We start from the raw sequence: 18665 nt of genomic DNA on the forward strand, positions 1-18665 counted from the left end.
ACGTCTTCCGACCTTGGTCGGCGTCTCCAGGTGCGTCAATACTTCACTAACTACCGATGAAATGCTGTTAGCTGATCCCGCGAACGGCGGAGCGGCTGAACCGGTCCCAGGCCGCCGCGAGCCGGTCCACGACCGCGGTCAGCTCGGCGGGGCCGCCGAGCAACGGCATCCGGAGGTGGTCGTCCCCGCCGCCGTGCACGTCGAAGCCGGGACCCGGCAGCACCGCGATGCCCTCCCGCAGGGCGATCTGGGCGAACGCCGACGCGCTGCCGTGCGGCAGCCGCACCCACAGCGCCTGCCCGCCGGTCACCGGGTGCGGTGACCAGCTCGGCAGCTTCTCGGCGAGCTGCTCGCGCAGGCGGTCGTGCCGCTGCCGGAGCTCGGCCGCCCGCCGCGCCCGCAGTGCGGGCAGGCTCGGCAGCAGCTCCAGCACCGCGCGCTGCGCCAGCACCGGGCCGCCCATGTCGTGCAGCGCCTTCACCCGCGCCAGCCGGGCGATCCGCGAGGCTGGGCCACGGATCCAGCCGACCCGCAGACCGCCCCACACCAGCTTGCTCAGCGAGCCGACGGTGAAGATCTCCCCGTCCGGCGCGTACCCGGCCAGCGGAACCGGTGTGGTGCCGTCGAACCCGAGCTCGGCGAGCGTCTCGTCCTCGACCAGCGGCACGCCGAGCTCCGCCGCGCGCCGGACGATCCGCCGCCGCACCAGCGGTGGCAGCACCGAACCGGTCGGGTTCTGGTGCGTGGGGATCAGGTAGCCCAGCTGGACGCGCTCGTCGGCCAGCAGCCGCAGGAACTCCGCGTGGTCCAGCCCGTCCGGCCCGCACTCCGCCGCGCTGATCACCGCGCCGATGTCGCGGAACAGCTCCAGCGCCCCGGGATAGCTCGGCGACTCGCACACCACGCCGTTGCCCGCGGCCAGGAAGGTCGTGGTGATCAGCGCGAGGCCCTGCTGCGCGCCCGTGGTGATCATCACCTGTTCGGGCCCCGTTGGCACACCGCGCTCGGTGTAGACCCGTGCGATGGCCGACCGGAGCTCGCCGAGCCCGGCGGGGTGGTAGCCGATGTCCTCGCCCGGATGGTCGCCGAAGCGGTCCAGCGCGCGCCGGTAGGCCGCCAGGAGCTCCGGTGGCGGCTCGGTCGGGGCCGCGCAGCTCAGCTGCACGATGTCGTCCGGCGGTTCGAGCAGGTGCAGGAACAGGGTGTTCAGGGCGCCGTCCGAACCGGCGGGGACGAGGGGGGCGCGGTTGTCGGCGACCTGGGTCCCGCTGCCCTGCCTGCGGACGATCCGCTGCTCCTGCCGGAGCACGTCGTAGGCGGAGATGATCGTGCTGCGCCCCACGGCAAGCGCCAACGCGAGCGCCCGGTCGGTCGGCAGCGTCGTGCCCGGCGCGATCCGGCCCTCGTCGATCAACGTCCGCAGCCGCGCGGCCAGCAACAGGTACAGCGCCCCCCGGCCGCCTGACCAGCGGCCCAGCAGCGACACCAGCTCGTCGCAGGACAGGTTTCTCATCGGCACACCAATTGGCCCGTATTGGTGCTGCCGGTCAACCGGGCCCGGTCGTGAAGCTCGTGTCATGGGTTCATCGCAACGGTACGACGCCGATCAGCCACCAGTCGACCCCAGTACCCGAGCCGTGCACGTCCGGGGGCCGGAGCTGGCGGGCCTGCGACCGCTGAGTCTGCCGATCTTCCAGACCTCCAGCTTCGCCTTCTCCGACTCCGCCGACCTCGCCGACGCGCTCAGCCGCCCCGACGGCTCGTTCGTCTACAGCAGGTACGGCAACCCCACGATCCGCGCACTGGAGCAGGCCGTCGCCGACCTCGAAGGCGGGACCGCCGCGGTGGCGACCGCGTCCGGTATGGGGGCGATCAGCTCGGTTCTGTTGTCTCGCTTGCGTTCCGGCGACCACGTGGTCGTGCAGAGCGCCCTCTACGGCGGCACGGTCTCGATCCTGCGCGACCTCGCGGAGCGCTTCGGCGTCGAGGTCAGCTCCTTCTCCGGCGATCCCGGCGAGCTGACCGGGGCGATCCGCCCGAACACCAGGCTGCTCTACCTGGAGACCATCGCCAACCCCACGACGGCGGTCAACGACCTGCCCGCACTGGCCGCGATCGGGCGCGAGGCGGGGCTGACCGTGGTGGTGGACAACACCTTCGCGTCGCCGATGCTGTGCCGCCCGCTGGAGCACGGCGCGCACATCGTGCTGCACTCCAGCACGAAGTTCCTCGGTGGCCACTCCGACGTCATCGGCGGTGTCGTGGTCTTCGCCGAGGACGAGCACTACCGCGCCGCGTGGCACCAAGTGGTCGACTACGGCGCGTCCGCCGACCCGTTCGCGGCGTGGCTCACCGCACGCGGGCTCCAGACGTTGCCGCTGCGCCAGGCGAAGCAGTGCGAGAACGCCCGGGTCCTTGCCGAGCGGCTGCAAGCGCACCCGGCCGTGAGCGCGGTCCGCTGGCCGGGGCTGCCCAGCCACCCCGACCACGAGGTGGCGGCCAAGCTGCTCTCCGGCTTCGGCTCGCTGATGACCTTCGACATCGCGGCGGGTCACGAGGCGGCTGTCGCGTTCCTGGAGCGGGTTCGGCTCGCCGCGCTCGCTCCGTCGCTCGGTGGCGTGGAAACCGTTGTGCTGCAACCGTCTTCCAGTACCCACCGGCAGCTCGACGAGGCCGGGCTGCGTGCGGCGGGCATCACCGAGGGCACCATCCGGATGTCGGTGGGCATCGAGCACGCCGACGACCTATGGGCCGACCTGGCGCAGGCGCTGGGCTAGCTCCAGGACCACCTCCACGATCAGGTCGATGTCGGCGGGTCCGGTCCGCCAGTTCACGATGGCGGGCCGGAACGCCACCACCCCCCGGTAGCGGGTGGTGCCGAAGTACACGCGCCCATCGGCGAGCACGGCCTCGGCGAGCGCGGTGTTCAGCGCGTCCAGCTCGGCCTCCGGCACGCCGTTCGGGTGGTACCGAAAGCACACGATGTTCAGCGGCACATCGGCGAGCAGTTCGAGGTCCGGCTCGGCGCGCACCCGCTCCGCCAGCCGCTGCGCGAGGTCGAGGTGGCCCTCGATCATCCTGCGGTATCCCGCTCTGCCATATGCGGCAAGGGAAGCCCACACCGCGAAGGACCGCGCGCGCCGCGAGCTCTCCGGGCCGAGGTTGCCGTAGTTGGGCTGTTCCGAGTCCACTCCCGGCAGGTACGCGGCGGCGTTGGCGAAGATCGGCCCCAGTAGCTCCGGGTGCCGGACGAACGCGAAACCGCAGTCATACGGCACGTTCAGCCACTTGTGCCCGTCCGAGCCGACCGAGTCCGCGCGCCCCACCCCGGCCACCAAGTGCCTCGTCCGCTCGGAAACCCCTGCGAACAAACCGAAAGCGCCGTCCACGTGCAGCCACGCGCCGAACTCCTCCGCGAGGTCGGCCAGTTCGGAGATCGGGTCGAACGCGCCGGTGTTCACCTCGCCCGCGCTGGCCGAGATGATCGCGGGAGCCCCGTCGAGCCCGGCGAGCTCCGCGCGCATCCCGGCGAGGTCGACGCGACCGGTGTCGTCACAGTGAAAACGCACACTGGAGCGGCCGATTCCCAGCATTCCCAACGACTTCACCGCGCTGGAGTGCAGGTATCCACTGGCCAGCACCGGAACTCCCGGCAGTCCGGCGAGCCCGTCCCGGTCCACGTCGGCGCCGTGCCTGAGGCCCCACCAGCGGCGCGCGGACGCGAGTCCGACGAAGTTCGCCATGGTCGCCCCGGAGGTCAGCACCCCGGACCACTCGCCGGGCAGCCCGAAGAGCTCGCGCAGCCACCGCAACGCGATGTCCTCGGTGCGCGAGCCGATCGGCGAGCTCGTCCACGTCCCGACGTTCTGGTCCGCCGTCGTGGTGATCATGTCGGCGGCCAGTGCTGCCGGGGTGACCCCGCCGATGACGAAGTGGAAGAACCTCGGTCCCGCCGAGCGGATCGCCGTGCGCAGCACCCGATCGGAAAGCTCGGTGACCGCTTTCGCCGCTCCCACGCCGTTTTCCGGCAGCGGCGGCCCGATCGGCGGCAGCCCGGACTCGGCGGCACCGGGGCGGACCGGCTCGTCGGCCGGTGCGGACAGCAGCTCCCGCTGGCAGGCGGCGACCAGTTCGAGCAATTCGTGGCTTTCGTCGGGAAAACCTATTTCTGACGAGGAAGGCACGGAGTACCCCTTTCGGCGTACCCCCAGCCTTCGCCGTGCGGATCGACGCGGTCAACGGCCAATTCGGTGCCCATGGCCTCCTGGCTCACGTATCGGATTCTCTTGGATCAAGATCCTTCGATAAGACCGCCCTCCGACAGGAGCGAGCGCCCGCGCTGACATACGCTGCGCTCGCCAGATTTCGTGTCCCGCAACGATTCAGGGAGAACAGTGGCGATGACCGGTTCGGCAGGCGAGCGGTTGGCCGCGGCCCAGCGGCAGTTCGACGAGGCCGGCGGGGAGAACCGCCTGATCCGGCTGATCGAGACCGGCACGGCGCCCCTGGAGGTGGTCGGCGCGCTCGCCGCGGAGCAGCACCGCGTGATCACCAGCGACTGGCGGGCCTTCCTCACCCTGGCCGCCCGCGCCGAGGAGCCCAACGCCCGGCAGTTCTACTCCGGGCTCGCCTCGGGCGAGGCGATCGCCCTGGAGCGCGTCGCGGTCCTGGCGCGGCACTGCGGCATGGACGCCGAGGCGGTTCGGGCTTACCAGACCCAGCCGGGCTGCCAGTCCTACCCGTCGTACGTGGCCTCGCTCGCCCTCAACGGCGACCCGCTGGACGTGCTGGTGACCCTCGTCGCGGGCTTCGGCGGCTGGGGCGGCTACTGCGCCACGGCGTCCCGGGGCCTGCGCGAGCACTACGGCTTCGACGACGAGGGCTGCGGGTTCTTCGACCTCTTCGCCGACCCGGACCCCAGCGGCGCGCTGCTGGCGGAGGCGGCGATCGACGCGGGCGTGGCGGCGGGCTGGACGGGCGAGGCGGTCGCCGACCAGGTCCGCCTGCTCCAGCACTACGAGCACCAGTTCTGGAACACCCTGGCCGACCTGGCCTAGCGGTCCCGGGGTGATCGCTACGCGTTGGTCTGGCGGCGCTCGGGGGACCGGGAGCGGAGCCTGCGGAGGTCGCCGACCGTGCCCTTCGCCTGCAGCTCCAGGAACAGGGCGACCACCGCGGGGTCGAACTGGGTGCCCCGGCCGCGCCGCAGCTCCGCGCGGGCCTCGTCCTCGCTCAGCGCCGTCTGGTACGGGCGGTCGGAGAGCATCGCCGCCCACGCGTCGCAGACCGAGATGATCTTCGCCTCGATCCGGATCTCCTCGTCGCGCAGCCGCAGCGGGTAGCCGGTGCCGTCCGGCCGCTCGTGGTGCTGGCGGATGATCTCCGCGACCGCGTCGCAGCCGGGGACCGCGGCGACCATCCGGTAGCCGTGGTCGGGGTGCTGGCGCATCAGCTCCCACTCGGCCGCCGACAGCCGCGCGGGCTTGGCCAGCACCTCCGGCGGGATCACGATCTTGCCGACGTCGTGCAGCCGCCCGGCGAGCTCGGCGCAGCGGACCGTGCTCTCGTCGTGGCCGAGCTCGGCGGAGATCAGCCGGGCCCACCGCGAGATCGCCCTGCTGTGCTCGTAGGTGGACAGCAGCGCGTCCACCTCGTCGGCGAGGTGCCCGAGGTAGTCGATCATGCCGGTGTGCTCGCCGAGGCCGGGGCCGAGCTCGGGGGCGTTGCCGATCACCACCCGGTCGCGCCCCCTGGCCTTGGCGGAGTACAGCGCCCGGTCGGCGACCGCGATCAGGTCGTCCGGCCGGGAGCCGTGCAGCGGGAACGCGGCGATGCCCACCGAGACGGTGACCGCCAGCCAGGTCTCCTCGGACACCGCGATCGGGCTGCTGGCGACCTCGTGCCGCAGCCGCTCGGCGATGCCGGTCAGCTCGTCGAGCTCGGTGTCGCGGGCCAGCAGCGCGAACTCCTCGCCGCCGTAGCGGGCCAGCACGTCCCCGGCGCGGGTGGCCTTGCGCAGCCGGGCGGCGATCTCGATCAGCGCCTGGTCGCCCGCGGGGTGCCCGTAGTGGTCGTTGATCGACTTGAAGTGGTCGACGTCGATGATCAGCACCGCGAAGCAGGACTCGCCCCGGTGCGCGCGGGCCACCTCCAGCGGCAGCTGCGCCTCGAAGAACCGCCGCGTGTGCAGCTTGGTCAGCGCGTCGGTGATCGCCAGCTTGCGCTGGTCCGAGACGAGGTCGGCCAGCCGTGCGATCACCAGCAGGAACAGCAGCGCGCACGCCGTGGCGATCACCGGGATGTCGTGCAGCGAGTCGTTGGCGTTCTGCACCAGCAGCGTCACCGGCGCCACCAGCGCCGCCCCCACGAGGACCGCGATCCTGGACGGGCCGAGGTTCTTGTCCACGGTCGGCGCCCGGTCGGTCAGCTGCGTCATGGTCGGGTGCAGCGCCGCCGCGCCCAGCGCGAGGTTGCCCGCCAGCCAGATCGCGTCGATGAAGTTGCCGACCCAGTAGTTCTCGCCGAGCCGCATCAGGCTGTAGACCGTGTCCGCCGCGAAGATCCCGAACAGGTTGGCGCACAGCAGGGAGAACGCCGCCGGACGCTGGCCGGGCCCGAGCAGCAGCCGCAGCCCGACCGCCAGCATGATCAGGTCCATCAGCGGGAAGGTCATCAGGAACGCCTTGACCAGCGCCGGCGACTCCGAGACCGTCGGTGGGCTGATCAGGTACAGCCAGGTCAGCATGGCCGCGACCACCGCGAGCACCGCGGCGTCGAGCAGGCCGGGCAGGTCACCGCCGGGGCTGCGCCTGCGGATCAGCATCAGCAGTCCGGCGACCACCAGCGGGTAGTGGCTGATGTAGATCGGGTCGGCGTAGCCGGGGAAGCCGGTCACGTCGAAGATGTAGTGCGAGATGTAGAACGTGGCGTCCGCGCTGGCGTAGATGACCTGGCTCAGCCCGAGCAGCAGCCACGGCACCCACACCCGAGGTCGGTGCCCGCGCAGGCCGACGAACACCGCGATCGCGGCCGAGGACGTGATCAGGCAGTAGATGGCCACGCGCGCGTACTTGCCCGCACCGTCGTCCAGGGGGATCAGGTAGTAGACGCCGACCCCGGCCAGTCCGATCAGCAGGTACGCCAGCCACGCCCTGCGGGGAAACGTCTTCGGGCCCCTGGAGTTCATCGAGACCTCTCATCCGCACCCGTCGAACCGATCGGACAGCAGCCGCGCACATCACGTATCGGCAACGAATCATGCCTTAAACGCGGACCGGGCGAAACTACCCGCCCATTCGACTTCTTACCAACCGCGCCCGCTACCTGCACAAGTGCGTGATCGCGGTGCTATACGGGTGTTTTCAGCGAATGGTGCTCACGATCGCGAAAGACTCGGCTGACAGCCGAAGCGTTTCCCCTGTGATCGTCGCTTCACCGTTTCGGAGCAGCGTGCGCTCGGCGGACGGCAAGCGGATCTCCACTGGCTGGGCCCCGAGGTTGCACGCGACCCGCAGCGATCCCCGGTGCAGCACCAGCCACCGCGCGTCCTCGTCGTAGTCCACCCGCAGCAGGTGGAGCCGGGGATCGGTCAGCTCCGAGCGCTCGCGCCGGAGCCGCAGCAGGGCGCGGTAGGTGGCCAGCAGCTCGGCGTGCCAGCCCCGCTCGGACTCGTCCCAGCGCAACTTCGAACGTTCGAATGTGGAAACGTCGATCGGATCGGGGACCTCGGCCTCGCCCCAGCCGTGCTCGCCGAACTCGCGGCGTCGCCCGGTGCGCACGGCCTCGGCCAGCCCGGGGTCGGGGAAGGAGGCGAAGAACTGCCACGGCGTGCTCGCGCCCCACTCCTCGCCCATGAACAGCATCGGCGTGTACGGCGAGCCCAGCACGATCGCGGCGGCGCAGCCCAGCAGGCCGGGGGAGAGCGTCGCCGACAGCCGGTCCCCGGTCGCCCGGTTGCCGATCTGGTCGTGGTTCTGGGAGTACGCGAGGAACCGGTGGCCCGGCGTGCGCCGCGTGTCCACCGGGCGGCCGTGCGTGCGACCGCGGAAGGACGACCAGGTGCCCGCGTGGAAGAACACCCCGCGCAGCGTGTTCGCCAGCGACTCCAGCGACCCGAAGTCCGCGTAGTAGCCCTGCCGCTCGCCGGTGATCGCGGTGTGCAGGCAGTGGTGCAGGTCGTCGCTCCACTGCGCGCTCAACCCGTACCCGCCCGCCTCCCGCGAGGTCACCAGCTTGGCGTCGTTGAGGTCGGACTCGGCGATCAGCGCCAGCGGCCTGCCGAGGTGCGCCGACAGCACCTCGACCTCCTCGGCCAGCTCCTCCAGCAGGTGGGTGGCGCGCCGGTCCACCAGCGCGTGCACCGCGTCCAGCCGCAGCCCGTCGAGGTGGAAGTCCCGCAGCCAGCCCAGCGCGTTGTCGATCACGTACCGCCGCACCTCGTCGGAGCCCGCCCCGTCCAGGTTCAGCGACGGGCCCCAGATGTTCTGCCCCGCGAAGTACGGCCCGAACCGCTCCAGGTTCGCCCCGGACGGCCCCAGGTGGTTGTGCACCACGTCGAGCACCACGCCGAGCCCGCGCCGGTGACACGCGTCCACGAAGCGCTTGAACCCGTCCGGCCCGCCGTAAGGTTCGTGCACGGCGTACCAGAGCACGCCGTCGTAGCCCCACCCGTGCGGGCCGTCGTAGGCGTTGACCGGCAGCACCTCGACGAGGTCGATTCCCAGCTCCACCAAGTGATCCAGGCGCTCGATCGCCGCGTCGAAGGTGCCGTCGGCGGTGAAGGTGCCGATGTGCAGCTCGTAGATCACCGAACCGGGAAGCGCACGCCCGGTCCAGTCCTGGTCGCTCCACGCGAACGCGGAGTGGTCGTAGCGCCGAGACCGCCCGAAGACGCCGTTCGGCTGCCACGGCGAACGCGGGTCGGGCTGCTCGGTCGTGTCGTCGTCGAGCAGGAACGCGTAGTCGCCTTCGGCGGGTGCTTCGCCGCGCCACCACCCGTCCTGCCCGCGCCGCAGCTCGACCGTCGCGTCGCCGACCACCGCACGGACGCGCTCGCGCTCGGGCGCCCAGACCGCAACCTCACCCACGCCGTTCCCCCTCAGTCCTTGACGAGCAGTGCGACAGGGTAGGTGCCGAGAAGATCCGCGAGCAGCGGGGCCCGCGAACCGGCTGCGCGACCGGTGATCGCGTCCGTCCACTCGCCGTCGGGCAGCGGCAACCGCGTGTCGCCCCAGCCGCCCGCAGCGGCGAGGCCGACCGGCAGCCGCGTCGCGACCGCGACGAGCCCGCCGCTGCGCGCGAAAGCCACCGCGTGCCGCGCCGCGACCCCTTCGGCCCGCATCGCGCGGTAGGAGCCGAACAGCTCCGGCCGGTCGCGCCGCAACCGCAACGTCCGCGCGGTCACGAGCAGCTTCGCCGACCCCCGCTCGTCCAGGTCCGGCAGCCACCCCGCGTCCAGCCGCTTGAGCAGCATCCGCCGCGCGTCGAAGTCCACCGGCCGCCGGTTGTCCGGATCGACCAGCGAGTAGTCCCACAGCTCGGTGCCCTGGTACACGTCGGGAACACCGGGGCCGGCGAGCTGAAGGAGCTTCTGCCCCAACGAGTTCGACCACCCCGGCACCCGCACGAGCTCCAGCAGCCGTTCCAGGTCCGCCACCAGCTCGGTGTCCGCGAGCACGGCACGCACCCACTGCCGCACCTGCTCGTCGAACGCCGGATCGGGGTCGACCCACGTCGTGCGCAGCTTCGCTTCCTTGGCAGCCTTGGCCAGATAGCCGCCGAGCCGGTCCGCGTCGATCGGCCAGGCGCCGACCAATGTCTGCCACGCCAACAGGTTCAGCGTGGGCTCCGGCAACGGCCGCCGTGCGCTCCACCGCCGCACGGCCGCGGCGAACTCACCGGGGATCTCGCTCAGCACCGCGAGCCGTGCGCGAACGTCCTCGGAACGCTTGGTGTCGTGAGTGGACAGTGTGGTCATCGTGTCCGGCCAACCGGCCTGGCGCGCGGACCACTTGGCGTGGAACTCCGCGACATCGACTCCGAACCGGTCGAAGGCCCCGCCGACCTCGTTCAGCGCGGCGAACCGCGTCAGCCGGTAGCCGGCGGTGTCCTCGACGCCCTTGGCCATGACCATCGCGGAGGTCTGCTGGACCCGTTGCGTCAGCTCGCTTTCCGGCTCGGCGCGCATCCGCTCACCGATCGAGGCGATCACGACCGCCAGCTCCGGCCGGACCGCGCTCGCCGCGTCCAACGCGGCCTGGAGGTGACCGTCGCCCTCGGGCAGGTAGCTGCGGTACACGGGGAAAGCGGCCAGCAGCTCGGCGACGGCCGGCTCGGCCAGCTCAGCGGGAACATCCGGCAGCAGCCGGGCGATCCGCCGAACCTCGGCCAGCAGCATCACGTTCGCCGCTGACCGCTTGCATCCGCGCTCGACGTCGTGCACGTTCACCGGAACCCCGGCCTCGGCGGCGAGCGCGGTCACACCGGCTTCACCTGCCGGATCGACGAAAACACCGCAGACCTCACGCAGCGCCTCGTAGCCGGTCGTCCCGTCAACGGGCCACGACGGCGGCAGTTCCTCTTCTGGCGCAAGGATCTTCTCCACGACGAGCCACGCGCCGGGAGCGGCTTGCCGCAGTCGCCGCATGTACGCGCCCGGAGCCGTCAACCCGTCCGGGTGGTCGATCCGCAGCCCGGTGACCTCGCCCGCCTCGACCCAGCGCAGCACCTCCGCGTGCGCCGCTGCGAAGACCTCGGGATCCTCCACCCGGACCGCGGCGAGCTCGTTGATGTCGAAGAACCGCCGGTAGGTCAGCTCGCCCGCGGCCCGCCGCCACGACACGAACCGATAGTGCTGCCGCGCGTGCACATCCCGCGCCGAGCCACCCCCCGTGCCGGGGGCGAGGGGGAAGACGTGCTCGTAGTACACCAGCCGGTCGTCCTCAACACGCAGGTCGTCCTCAGCGGAGTCGGAACCGAGCACCGGGAGCAACACCGGGCCGCGACCCCAGTCGATGTCGAAGTACTTGGCGTACAAGGACTCCCGGCCGTGCTTGAGCACGTCCCACCACCAGGCGTTGGCCTCCGGCTTCGCCACGCCCATGTGGTTGGGGACGATGTCGACGACGAAGCCCATTCCCAGCTCCCGCAGCCGCTGCGCGAGCTGCCGCCGCTGGTCCTCCCCGCCCAACGCCTCGGACACCCGTGTCGTGTCGGCCACGTCGTAGCCGTGGGTGGAGCCGGGCGCGGCCTGCAGCACCGGCGACGCGTAGACCGCCCCTGCCCCCAACAGGTTCAGGTACTCAGCGAGCTCCGAGACCTCCGCGAACGTGCAGCCAGGACCGAGCTGCATGCGGTAGGTCGAGCTGGGTGCCGCGCTCATCGGGTGCGCTGCAACACGACGAGGGACCGGTCCGCGACGGTGAGCCGAGCCCCGCCGAGCACTGTCCGCGCCTCCTCTGGCCGAGTGTGCTGCTGGCCGATGCCGAGCACCCCGTTGTCGGTTCTGGAGTGGACCTCGCCGGTCGCGGTGTCCACCACGACCGCCCACTCCTCGCCGTAGCCGCCGTCGGGCACGGTCACTTCGATCTCCCCGTCGTGTGCGTTGAAACAGAGCAGGAACGAGTCGTCGGTGACCCACTCACCGCGCTCGTCCCGATCGGACAGCCCCTCACCGTTGAGGAAGGCGATGATGCACCGGCCGAAGCCGGACTCCCAGTCCTCATCAGTCATTTCGCGTCCGGAAGGGGTGAACCACGCGATGTCCCGCAGCTCGTCCCCGCGCCGGATCGGCCGTCCTCGGAAGAACCGCCGCCGGCGGAAAACGGGGTGCGCGTGCCGCAGCTCCATCACCGAGGACGTGAAGGCGTAGAGGTCGGAGTGCTCCTGGGCCCGTTTCCAGTCCACCCAGCTGATCTCGTTGTTCTGGCAGTACGCGTTGTTGTTGCCGTTCTGCGTGCGTCCGACCTCGTCGCCGTGCGAGAGCATCGGAACACCCTGGGAGACCGCCAGCGTGGCGATGAAGTTCCGCAACTGCCGCTGCCGCAAGGAGTTCACGGCCTCGTCATCGGTCGGCCCCTCCACCCCGCAGTTCCACGACCGGTTGTCGGAGTGCCCGTCGTTGTTGTCCTCGCCGTTGTCCTCGTTGTGCCGCTCGTTGTAGGAGACGAGGTCGGTCAGCGTGAACCCGTCGTGCGCGGTCACGAAGTTGATCGACGCGAACGGTCGGCGCCCGTCGTCCTGGTAGAGGTCGGACGAGCCGGTGATGCGCGAGGCGAACTCGCCGAGCGTCGCGGGCTCCCCGCGCCAGAAGTCGCGGACGGTGTCCCGGTACTTCCCGTTCCACTCCGTCCACAATGGAGGGAAGTTGCCGACCTGGTAGCCACCGGGGCCGACGTCCCACGGCTCGGCGATCAGCTTGGTCTGGCTGATGATCGGGTCCTGCTGCACGATGTCGAAGAACGCGCTCAGCCGGTCCACGTCGTAGAACTCCCGCGCGAGCGTGGACGCGAGGTCGAAGCGGAACCCGTCCACGTGCATCTCGGTGACCCAGTACCGCAACGAGTCCATGATGAGCTGCAACGTGTGCGGGTCACGGGCGTTGAGCGAGTTCCCGGTCCCGGTGTAGTCCATGTAGTACTGCTGGTCGTCCTCGACGAGCCGGTAGTAGGCGGTGTTGTCGATGCCCCGCAGGCCCAGCGTCGGACCGAGGTGGTTGCCCTCGGCGGTGTGGTTGTAGACCACGTCGAGGATGACCTCGATGCCGGCCTGGTGCAGCGACCGGACCATGGCCTTGAACTCCTGCACCTGGTTGCCCTGCGTGGTCTGCGCGGCATAGGCGTCGTGCGGGGCGAAGTAGCCGATGGTGTTGTAGCCCCAGTAGTTCGTCAGCCCGCGCTCGACGAGCGAGTGCTCCGGGATGAACTGGTGCACGGGCATCAGTTCGACGGCGGTCACCCCGAGCCGCGTCAAGTAGTCGATCATCACCGGGTGCGCCAGGCCCGCGTAGGTGCCGCGCAGCGCCATCGGGATGTCGGGGTGGTTGATCGTCATGCCGCGCACGTGCGCCTCGTAGATCACCGACCTGTGGTACGGCGTCCGCGGGGCGCGGTCGTCGGCCCAGTCGAAGAACGGGTTGATCACCACGGACTTCGGGACATACGGCGCGGAGTCGAGGTCGTTGAACTCGGCGTGGTCGTCGAAGCGGTACCCGAACAGCGCCTCATGCCACTCCAGGTCCCCGTCGATGGCTTTCGCGTACGGGTCCAGCAGCAGCTTCGAGGAGTTGCACCGCAGGCCGTTCTCCGGCTCGTACGGCCCGTGCACCCGGTACCCGTACCGTTGACCAGGCGCGATGCCGGGCAGGTACCCGTGCCAGACGAACCCGTCCACCTCGTGGAGGCGGACCCGCGTCTCGGCACCCTCCTCGTCGAACAGGCACAGTTCGACCTTGGTCGCGACGTTCGAGAACACAGCGAAGTTGGTGCCGGCGCCGTCATAGCTCGCGCCCAAGGGATAAGCCTGACCCGGCCACGGCTGCATGTGTTCTCCTCGTCGGTGCGTGGTTCGGCTCCCTGAGCCTGCCGCCAGACCAGCCGAGCCGGTAGTTACCACTGGAGGCGATCAGGTAAACGCCACCCGATCGTGATCGTTTCAGATCGGGTCCTCCGCCGCAGCCCCGCCGGCCTCATCCACCACGGCCACGATCCGCCGACCAGCCCGCCGACATCGCCGTCAGCGACCCCGGCCAGGCCACAAGGTGTTCCTACTGCAACCAGGGCCGCCGCCGCCGACGCCCTGTACGCCCGCAGACCGAGATGGGCCACGCGCTGGTCCCCGAAGTGGTAGATCTTGTGCCTCCCAGTCAGCTCGTCTGGCGCGCAGGCCACCTCTCGCCCCGAGGCTCGTCCCCGCCCCACCCCACCCCCGCGTTCCGATATGATCAGCGCCGCCACGTAGACTGCTCCACGGCAAGCCCCCGTAGCCCAATCGGCAGAGGCAGCGGACTCAAAATCCGTCCAGTGTGCGTTCGAGTCGCACCGGGGGCACCACGCCTCACCAGGCAAAACTACCGAATCAAGATCCACTTAGTTGATCTTTGGGCACCATTGTGGGCATGAGTACCCTTGGTGTCATGGCTGCTACGCGCCCTGACAGCCGCCGTAGAGGCAACATCGAGGAGCGCAACGGAGCGCTCCGCGTCCGTCTCTACTCAGGCATCGACCCCGTCACCGGCAAGCAGGTCTACCTGCGCGCCACCATCCACGGCACCGACGAAGCCGCGTGGAAGAAGGCGGACAACAAGCTCGCCGAGTTCCGCACTCAGGTACTCCGCCAGCGCTCGGTGTCGTCGTCCGTGACGCTCGGGTACGCGCTCGATGAGTGGATGCGCGTGAGCGAGATCGAGGACAGCACGCGCAAGACGTACGACGGCTACATCGAGCGCACCATCCGTCCGGCGATTGGCGACGTGGCGGTCAAGAAGCTCGACGCGCGCACCCTGGAGAGCTTCTACACGGAGCTGCGGCGTTGCCGGACACGATGCGACGGCAAGCCCTTCATCGAGGCGCACAAGGCCGTAGGGGAGCACGACTGCGTGACCAAGGGGTGCCGCGCCCACAAGTGCAAGCCAATGGCCGCATCCACCGTTCGGCAGATCCACGCGATCATCAGCGGAACCCTGGGCGCTGCCGAGCGCTGGGACTGGATCAGCAGCAACCCCGCACGAATCGCACGCCGCCCAAAGCAGAAGCCGCCGGAGCCCGATCCGCCGACATCCGCTGAGGCCGCGAAGCTCGCCGAAGAGGCGTTCCGCATGGATGACGACTGGGGAACGCTCGTCTGGCTCGTGATGACGACCGGAATGCGTCGCGGCGAACTCGTTGGACTGCGCTTCTCATGCATCGACTTCGACGCCGAAGTGATCGACCTCCGCCGCAACTGGGTCGGTGGCAAGGAGAAGGACACCAAGACTCACCAGAACCGCCGCATCGCCCTCGACACGGAAACCGTCGTGCTGCTGAAGGAACAGCGTGACCGAGTCGCCGAACGCGTGCGCCGACTCGGCCGCAAGTTCACCGATGATCTGTTCGTTTTTAGCGGCACCCGAACGCCGGATCACACTCAGCCATACTCACCCAACGCTGTGACACAGCGATACAAGGACATGGCGACGCGACTCGGTATCGACACGCACCTACACGCGCTACGTCACTACTCGGCGACGGAGCTGCTGTCTGCCGGAATCGACCTGCGTACCGTAGCTGGTCGTCTTGGGCATGGTGGGGGCGGCGCGACGACGTTGCGTGTCTATGCAGCCTGGGTCGCTGCCACTGATCGCAAAGCCGCAGAGGTGCTTGGCTCCCGCATGCCTAAACGTATTAATAGGCGACCGTAGTGGCCGATGAGGGACCTTGAGAAAGTTATGAGTACCTGCAGTCCTTGATTAGTGGCTCGTAGGTGAAGTACGCTTCGTCGAAGTATATTGGACCAGTAAAGTAAGCCTCCTGAAAAGATGCTGCACAGTAGAATTGGGCTTCCTTAAGTGACGCTCCGCGATTGAAGTATGCGGACGAGAACTGCGCGGGGCACCTAAACTGAGCGAGGTCGAACTTTGGGCGCTCATAGAAAATGCTACTTCTGAAGTCTGCGAAATTGCCAATGAATCGAGTTGCTCTGAAGTTGACCTCGTCGATCGAGCATCCAGATAGGTCAAAGTCTACCAATGTGGCACCGCTCAGGTTGAGCGACATGTCTGACCAGAGGAATTTCCTCAGTTGCTCTTGAGGTGGATAGTAGCCATCAGGTCCCCTCTCTGCGGTAATCTCAAGCGAGAGGTGCTTCCGAATGCATTCCTGTATCGCGAAGCGAACCTGAATTTCTTGCCTGCATTCCTTGTCTGGTTGGCCTGAATTAAAAGCATCTATTCCCAGGCGGGGGAGGCGAAGGTATGCGCAGAAGATATTAATGACAGCCTGTCGTAGCTCGGGGTTCTCTTGTCCGATCTCGTCGGAATGCTCCACTGCGGAGATTCGAACAAAAGGGTTACTGCTCGATAGGTCTTCAATCGTGGATGACAGGAGAGGGGGAATGTACCCTTTCAGGCTTCGAAACTCTTCTTTATATTGCCGTTCGTAGACGTGAATGTCGCCGTTTATTATTCCGGCTTGAATGCTTGTTCCTGTCACTTCCCCCTTTAAGGTATTGTTTATCTGACGGTCGACATCCATTTCCACTTAACTCCTCAAAGATGTGTATCCAATGGACTTCTTGTAATCGTTATGGCTACGTAAGCGTAGCGTGGAGTTTGTGTGCCCGGGGCTATGCGGCAGAAGTACTCTACGGTTGTGACAGAGGAACACGGCGCGTGGAAGACCTTCGGCGAGCGGTTGGTCTATGACAACCGGTGGGTACAGGTGGGGTTGGTCGACGTTGAGGCCCCGAACGGCGAGCGGTGGGACTACCACGTGGTCCATCTCGCCCGCATCGCCATCGCCTTGATCGTCGATGACCAGGACCGGGCGCTGATGTTGTGGCGCTACCGGTTCGCCACCGAGCAGTGGGGCTACGAACTGCTTGGCGGCATGGTCGATGACGGCGAAGACGCGGCCGTCACGGCGGCGCGCGAGGCGGCCGAAGAGAGTGGTTGGGAACCTGTCGGCGAGCCGGAGCACCTGATCAGCTTCGAGCCGCTGCCCGGTCAAGTTACCGCGCCGGTCGACGTGTACCTGTGGCGTGCGGCCAAGCACGTCGGCGAGCCGACGGACACTGAGGAAGCTGGCCGTGTCGAGTGGGTACCGCTTAGCCGTGTGCCGGAGTTGGCTCAACGGCAGGAACTTCTCGGATCGGGGACGCTTGTGGCTTTGCTGCACTACCTCGCGTCACGCGGCACCGGGCAGGACAAGGTTACGGAGACGCCGTAGCTCACGGTCGGACTTGATTTCCTTGCAGAGTTGCCGCGCCTGCCTGGCATGGCTGTGCGCGGCATCCCGGTCACCCGCTGCGGCGTACGCGAACGCAAGATCGACCAGGATTCGAGACTTGGCGCGAGCGAACTCCTTTGGCAAGCGAGGCAGGGCATCGGTGAGCTGGTCGATCGCGTCTGGCTCACCGAGCTTGGCAAGGGCGTTGCCGCGCCAGCGGTCGAGGTGCGCGCCACCGAGGAACAGGAACGGCAGCTGAGGATGCACAACCTCGTTGGGCAGCAACGAACTTGCGGTGTCGAACGCGCGCAACGCATCGGCTCTCTGGCCCACCGTGGCGAGCCCTTCGCCGTGCGCAGCCGCCAGCCATGCACGCAGCAGAGGGGGAGCACCGTGTTCGGCGAGCGCACGCGCTTCGGCAAGTTGGTCGACGGCGAGTGCCGTCTCACCGATATCCACGAGGACGAACGACTGTTCGGCGATGGCGTGCGCGAGCAGTTCGGTCGAACCGGCCTCGCGCGCCGCAGACTTCGCGCGCTCGTAGTGCGCCCATGACTGGCTTGCTGCGTCACGGTCCAGGGCTTCCCAACCGGCCAATGTGGACGCTTCGGTGAGCACCCCGGCGAGTGCTTCGCGTTGCCCGCTGAGCGTGCCGAAGGTGAGCAGGTCCTCAACCTGCTTGATGTGGCTGCGAAGCTGGTCGAGTAGCGAGGCAGCGCCGAACTTGCGGTCGACGTGCCGTGCGTGGTCGACCTGTCGGCGGAACAGTTCGACGGTCTCAGCGTCTACGCTTCGCGCGACCTTGAGCCGCGTGCGGAGCTCCGTGGCCTCCTCGGTCTCCGGCTCATCCGGGAACCCGAGTTCGGCGTTCGTCCGGCCGTAGACATCCCGGAACAGCCGCCGGTAGTGAGGCAGGCTGACCTGTTCGTGGCCGTTCTCCCAGCGCGACAGCTTCGTTTTCAGGCTTGTCGGCGACATCACCGACAAGCCGAGCGTTTCAGCTCGACCGCGAAGCAAGCGGATCACCGAGTCAGCTGAGTAGTTGAGTTGCTTGCGCACCGCCTGAAGCCTGGTCGTACCCATCATTTTTCTCCGACCGGATAACCGCTCTGACCTGCGAGGTTATTCGTGGTTAACGGAGATGGGGTTAACCGCGGCCAACTGTAGAAACGCACTCGACTGCCGTTTCCTTGAGTCATGAACGGAAACACAGCCGACCCGACAACGGGCGCCAAAGAGCTACAGGCGTCGCCGCCTGCAGAGCCTCTACTGCCGCTTGCGGTCGGGGCTCGTATGGTCGATCACCATCGCAAGGTTGGCGTTCATCTGGTCGATCCGCTCAGCAAGCTCATCGATGCTGTCCTGGATCGCCGCCAGGCGGTCGGCCACCGGGTCATCGGTCTCATCCACCGAGGGCGGCCGGTGTCCTCGCAGGACCGACGCCAGGTGCTGTGGGTGCCAGTCGAGCGCCCGCGAGAGCGCTTCGAGCGTTCGGGAGCCGCGACGGCGCTGGGCGGTGTTGTACTGGATTTCGCGGATCATCGCCTGGGATACGCCCGAACGTTCCGCGAGTTCGCGCTGACGCAACCCGAGTTCTGTCAGTCGTTCGTTGATCGCCTTCGCGACCGTCGCCCAGTCTTGGGACACGTATTCCTCCGCGCTCCGCCTCAGCGCCGAGATTAGCCGGATCACGCGATTCCGGGGGCCCGCGCCGCGCTTTGCGCGCTGTTTTGGGACTCCCCTGCC

At 68.4% G+C, this 18665-nt stretch carries 13 protein-coding genes and 1 tRNA gene; 5 read left to right on the plus strand and 9 right to left on the minus strand.

Going from position 1 to position 18665, the window contains the following annotated elements; translation table 11 throughout:
• Positions 1 to 67: 67 nt before the first annotated feature.
• On the minus strand, positions 68 to 1513 hold the full coding sequence (locus ACFFQA_RS31385) for an aminotransferase-like domain-containing protein (protein WP_377860199.1): 1446 nt from the start codon (positions 1511 to 1513) through the stop codon (positions 68 to 70).
• Between the two features lie 64 nt (positions 1514 to 1577).
• On the opposite strand from ACFFQA_RS31385, the gene ACFFQA_RS31390 reads away from it, so the two are divergent.
• Positions 1578 to 2777: a trans-sulfuration enzyme family protein gene (locus ACFFQA_RS31390; protein WP_377860201.1), complete on the plus strand. Its 1200-nt coding sequence runs from the start codon at positions 1578 to 1580 to the stop codon at positions 2775 to 2777.
• Here the strand turns inward: ACFFQA_RS31390 and ACFFQA_RS31395 are convergent.
• The gene (locus tag ACFFQA_RS31395) at positions 2745 to 4139 is read right to left on the minus strand and encodes a pyridoxal phosphate-dependent decarboxylase family protein (RefSeq protein WP_377860203.1); all 1395 of its coding nucleotides are present in this window, start codon (positions 4137 to 4139) and stop codon (positions 2745 to 2747) included. The two genes, ACFFQA_RS31390 and ACFFQA_RS31395, sit on opposite strands and share 33 nt — an antisense overlap.
• Positions 4140 to 4400: 261 nt before the next feature.
• Between ACFFQA_RS31395 and ACFFQA_RS31400 the strand changes: the two genes are divergently transcribed.
• Entirely contained in the window at positions 4401 to 5057 is a 657-nt protein-coding gene (locus tag ACFFQA_RS31400) for a transcriptional regulator (protein WP_377860205.1), read from the plus strand.
• A 17-nt stretch (positions 5058 to 5074) separates the two neighbouring features.
• Here the strand turns inward: ACFFQA_RS31400 and ACFFQA_RS31405 are convergent, their stop codons facing one another.
• The 4 genes from ACFFQA_RS31405 to glgX form a co-directional block, all read right to left on the minus strand.
• Positions 5075 to 7186, minus strand: coding sequence for a diguanylate cyclase (locus ACFFQA_RS31405; protein WP_377860207.1), 2112 nt, complete (start codon positions 7184 to 7186; stop codon positions 5075 to 5077).
• Positions 7187 to 7361: 175 nt separating this feature from the next.
• Positions 7362 to 9086, minus strand: coding sequence for a malto-oligosyltrehalose trehalohydrolase (gene treZ / locus ACFFQA_RS31410; RefSeq protein ID WP_377860209.1), 1725 nt, complete (start codon positions 9084 to 9086; stop codon positions 7362 to 7364).
• Positions 9087 to 9097: 11 nt separating this feature from the next.
• A complete protein-coding gene (gene treY / locus ACFFQA_RS31415; RefSeq protein WP_377860211.1) occupies positions 9098 to 11380 on the minus strand; it encodes a malto-oligosyltrehalose synthase in 2283 nt (760 codons plus the stop codon).
• Positions 11377 to 13539: a glycogen debranching protein GlgX gene (glgX, locus tag ACFFQA_RS31420; RefSeq protein ID WP_377860213.1), complete on the minus strand. Its 2163-nt coding sequence runs from the start codon at positions 13537 to 13539 to the stop codon at positions 11377 to 11379. Before glgX ends, treY begins: the two co-directional genes overlap by 4 nt.
• 432 nt (positions 13540 to 13971) lie before the next feature.
• Between glgX and ACFFQA_RS31425 the strand changes: the two genes are divergently transcribed.
• Positions 13972 to 14048, plus strand: a tRNA-Leu gene (locus ACFFQA_RS31425).
• Between the two features lie 83 nt (positions 14049 to 14131).
• Positions 14132 to 15394 carry a tyrosine-type recombinase/integrase gene (locus tag ACFFQA_RS31430; RefSeq protein ID WP_377860215.1) on the plus strand — a complete coding sequence of 421 codons (1263 nt, stop codon included), beginning with the start codon at positions 14132 to 14134 and terminating at the stop codon, positions 15392 to 15394.
• A gap of 25 nt (positions 15395 to 15419) precedes the next feature.
• Here the strand turns inward: ACFFQA_RS31430 and ACFFQA_RS31435 are convergent, their stop codons facing one another.
• Positions 15420 to 16226 carry a pentapeptide repeat-containing protein gene (locus tag ACFFQA_RS31435; RefSeq protein ID WP_377860217.1) on the minus strand — a complete coding sequence of 269 codons (807 nt, stop codon included), beginning with the start codon at positions 16224 to 16226 and terminating at the stop codon, positions 15420 to 15422.
• Between the two features lie 117 nt (positions 16227 to 16343).
• Between ACFFQA_RS31435 and ACFFQA_RS31440 the strand changes: the two genes are divergently transcribed.
• Complete coding sequence (locus tag ACFFQA_RS31440; protein WP_377860219.1) at positions 16344 to 16919, plus strand: NUDIX domain-containing protein; 576 nt, start codon at positions 16344 to 16346, stop codon at positions 16917 to 16919.
• Here the strand turns inward: ACFFQA_RS31440 and ACFFQA_RS31445 are convergent.
• Together ACFFQA_RS31445 and ACFFQA_RS31450 are read right to left on the minus strand one after the other, a co-directional pair.
• Complete coding sequence (locus tag ACFFQA_RS31445; RefSeq protein ID WP_377860221.1) at positions 16878 to 18002, minus strand: NsdA family TPR-like regulatory protein; 1125 nt, start codon at positions 18000 to 18002, stop codon at positions 16878 to 16880. The genes ACFFQA_RS31440 and ACFFQA_RS31445 overlap by 42 nt on opposite strands.
• 183 nt (positions 18003 to 18185) lie before the next feature.
• Positions 18186 to 18566, minus strand: coding sequence for a helix-turn-helix domain-containing protein (locus ACFFQA_RS31450; protein ID WP_377860223.1), 381 nt, complete (start codon positions 18564 to 18566; stop codon positions 18186 to 18188).
• Positions 18567 to 18665 lie beyond the last annotated feature (99 nt).

Source organism: Allokutzneria oryzae (assembly GCF_042429765.1).
GTDB classification, from domain to species: Bacteria; Actinomycetota; Actinomycetes; order Mycobacteriales; family Pseudonocardiaceae; genus Allokutzneria; species Allokutzneria oryzae.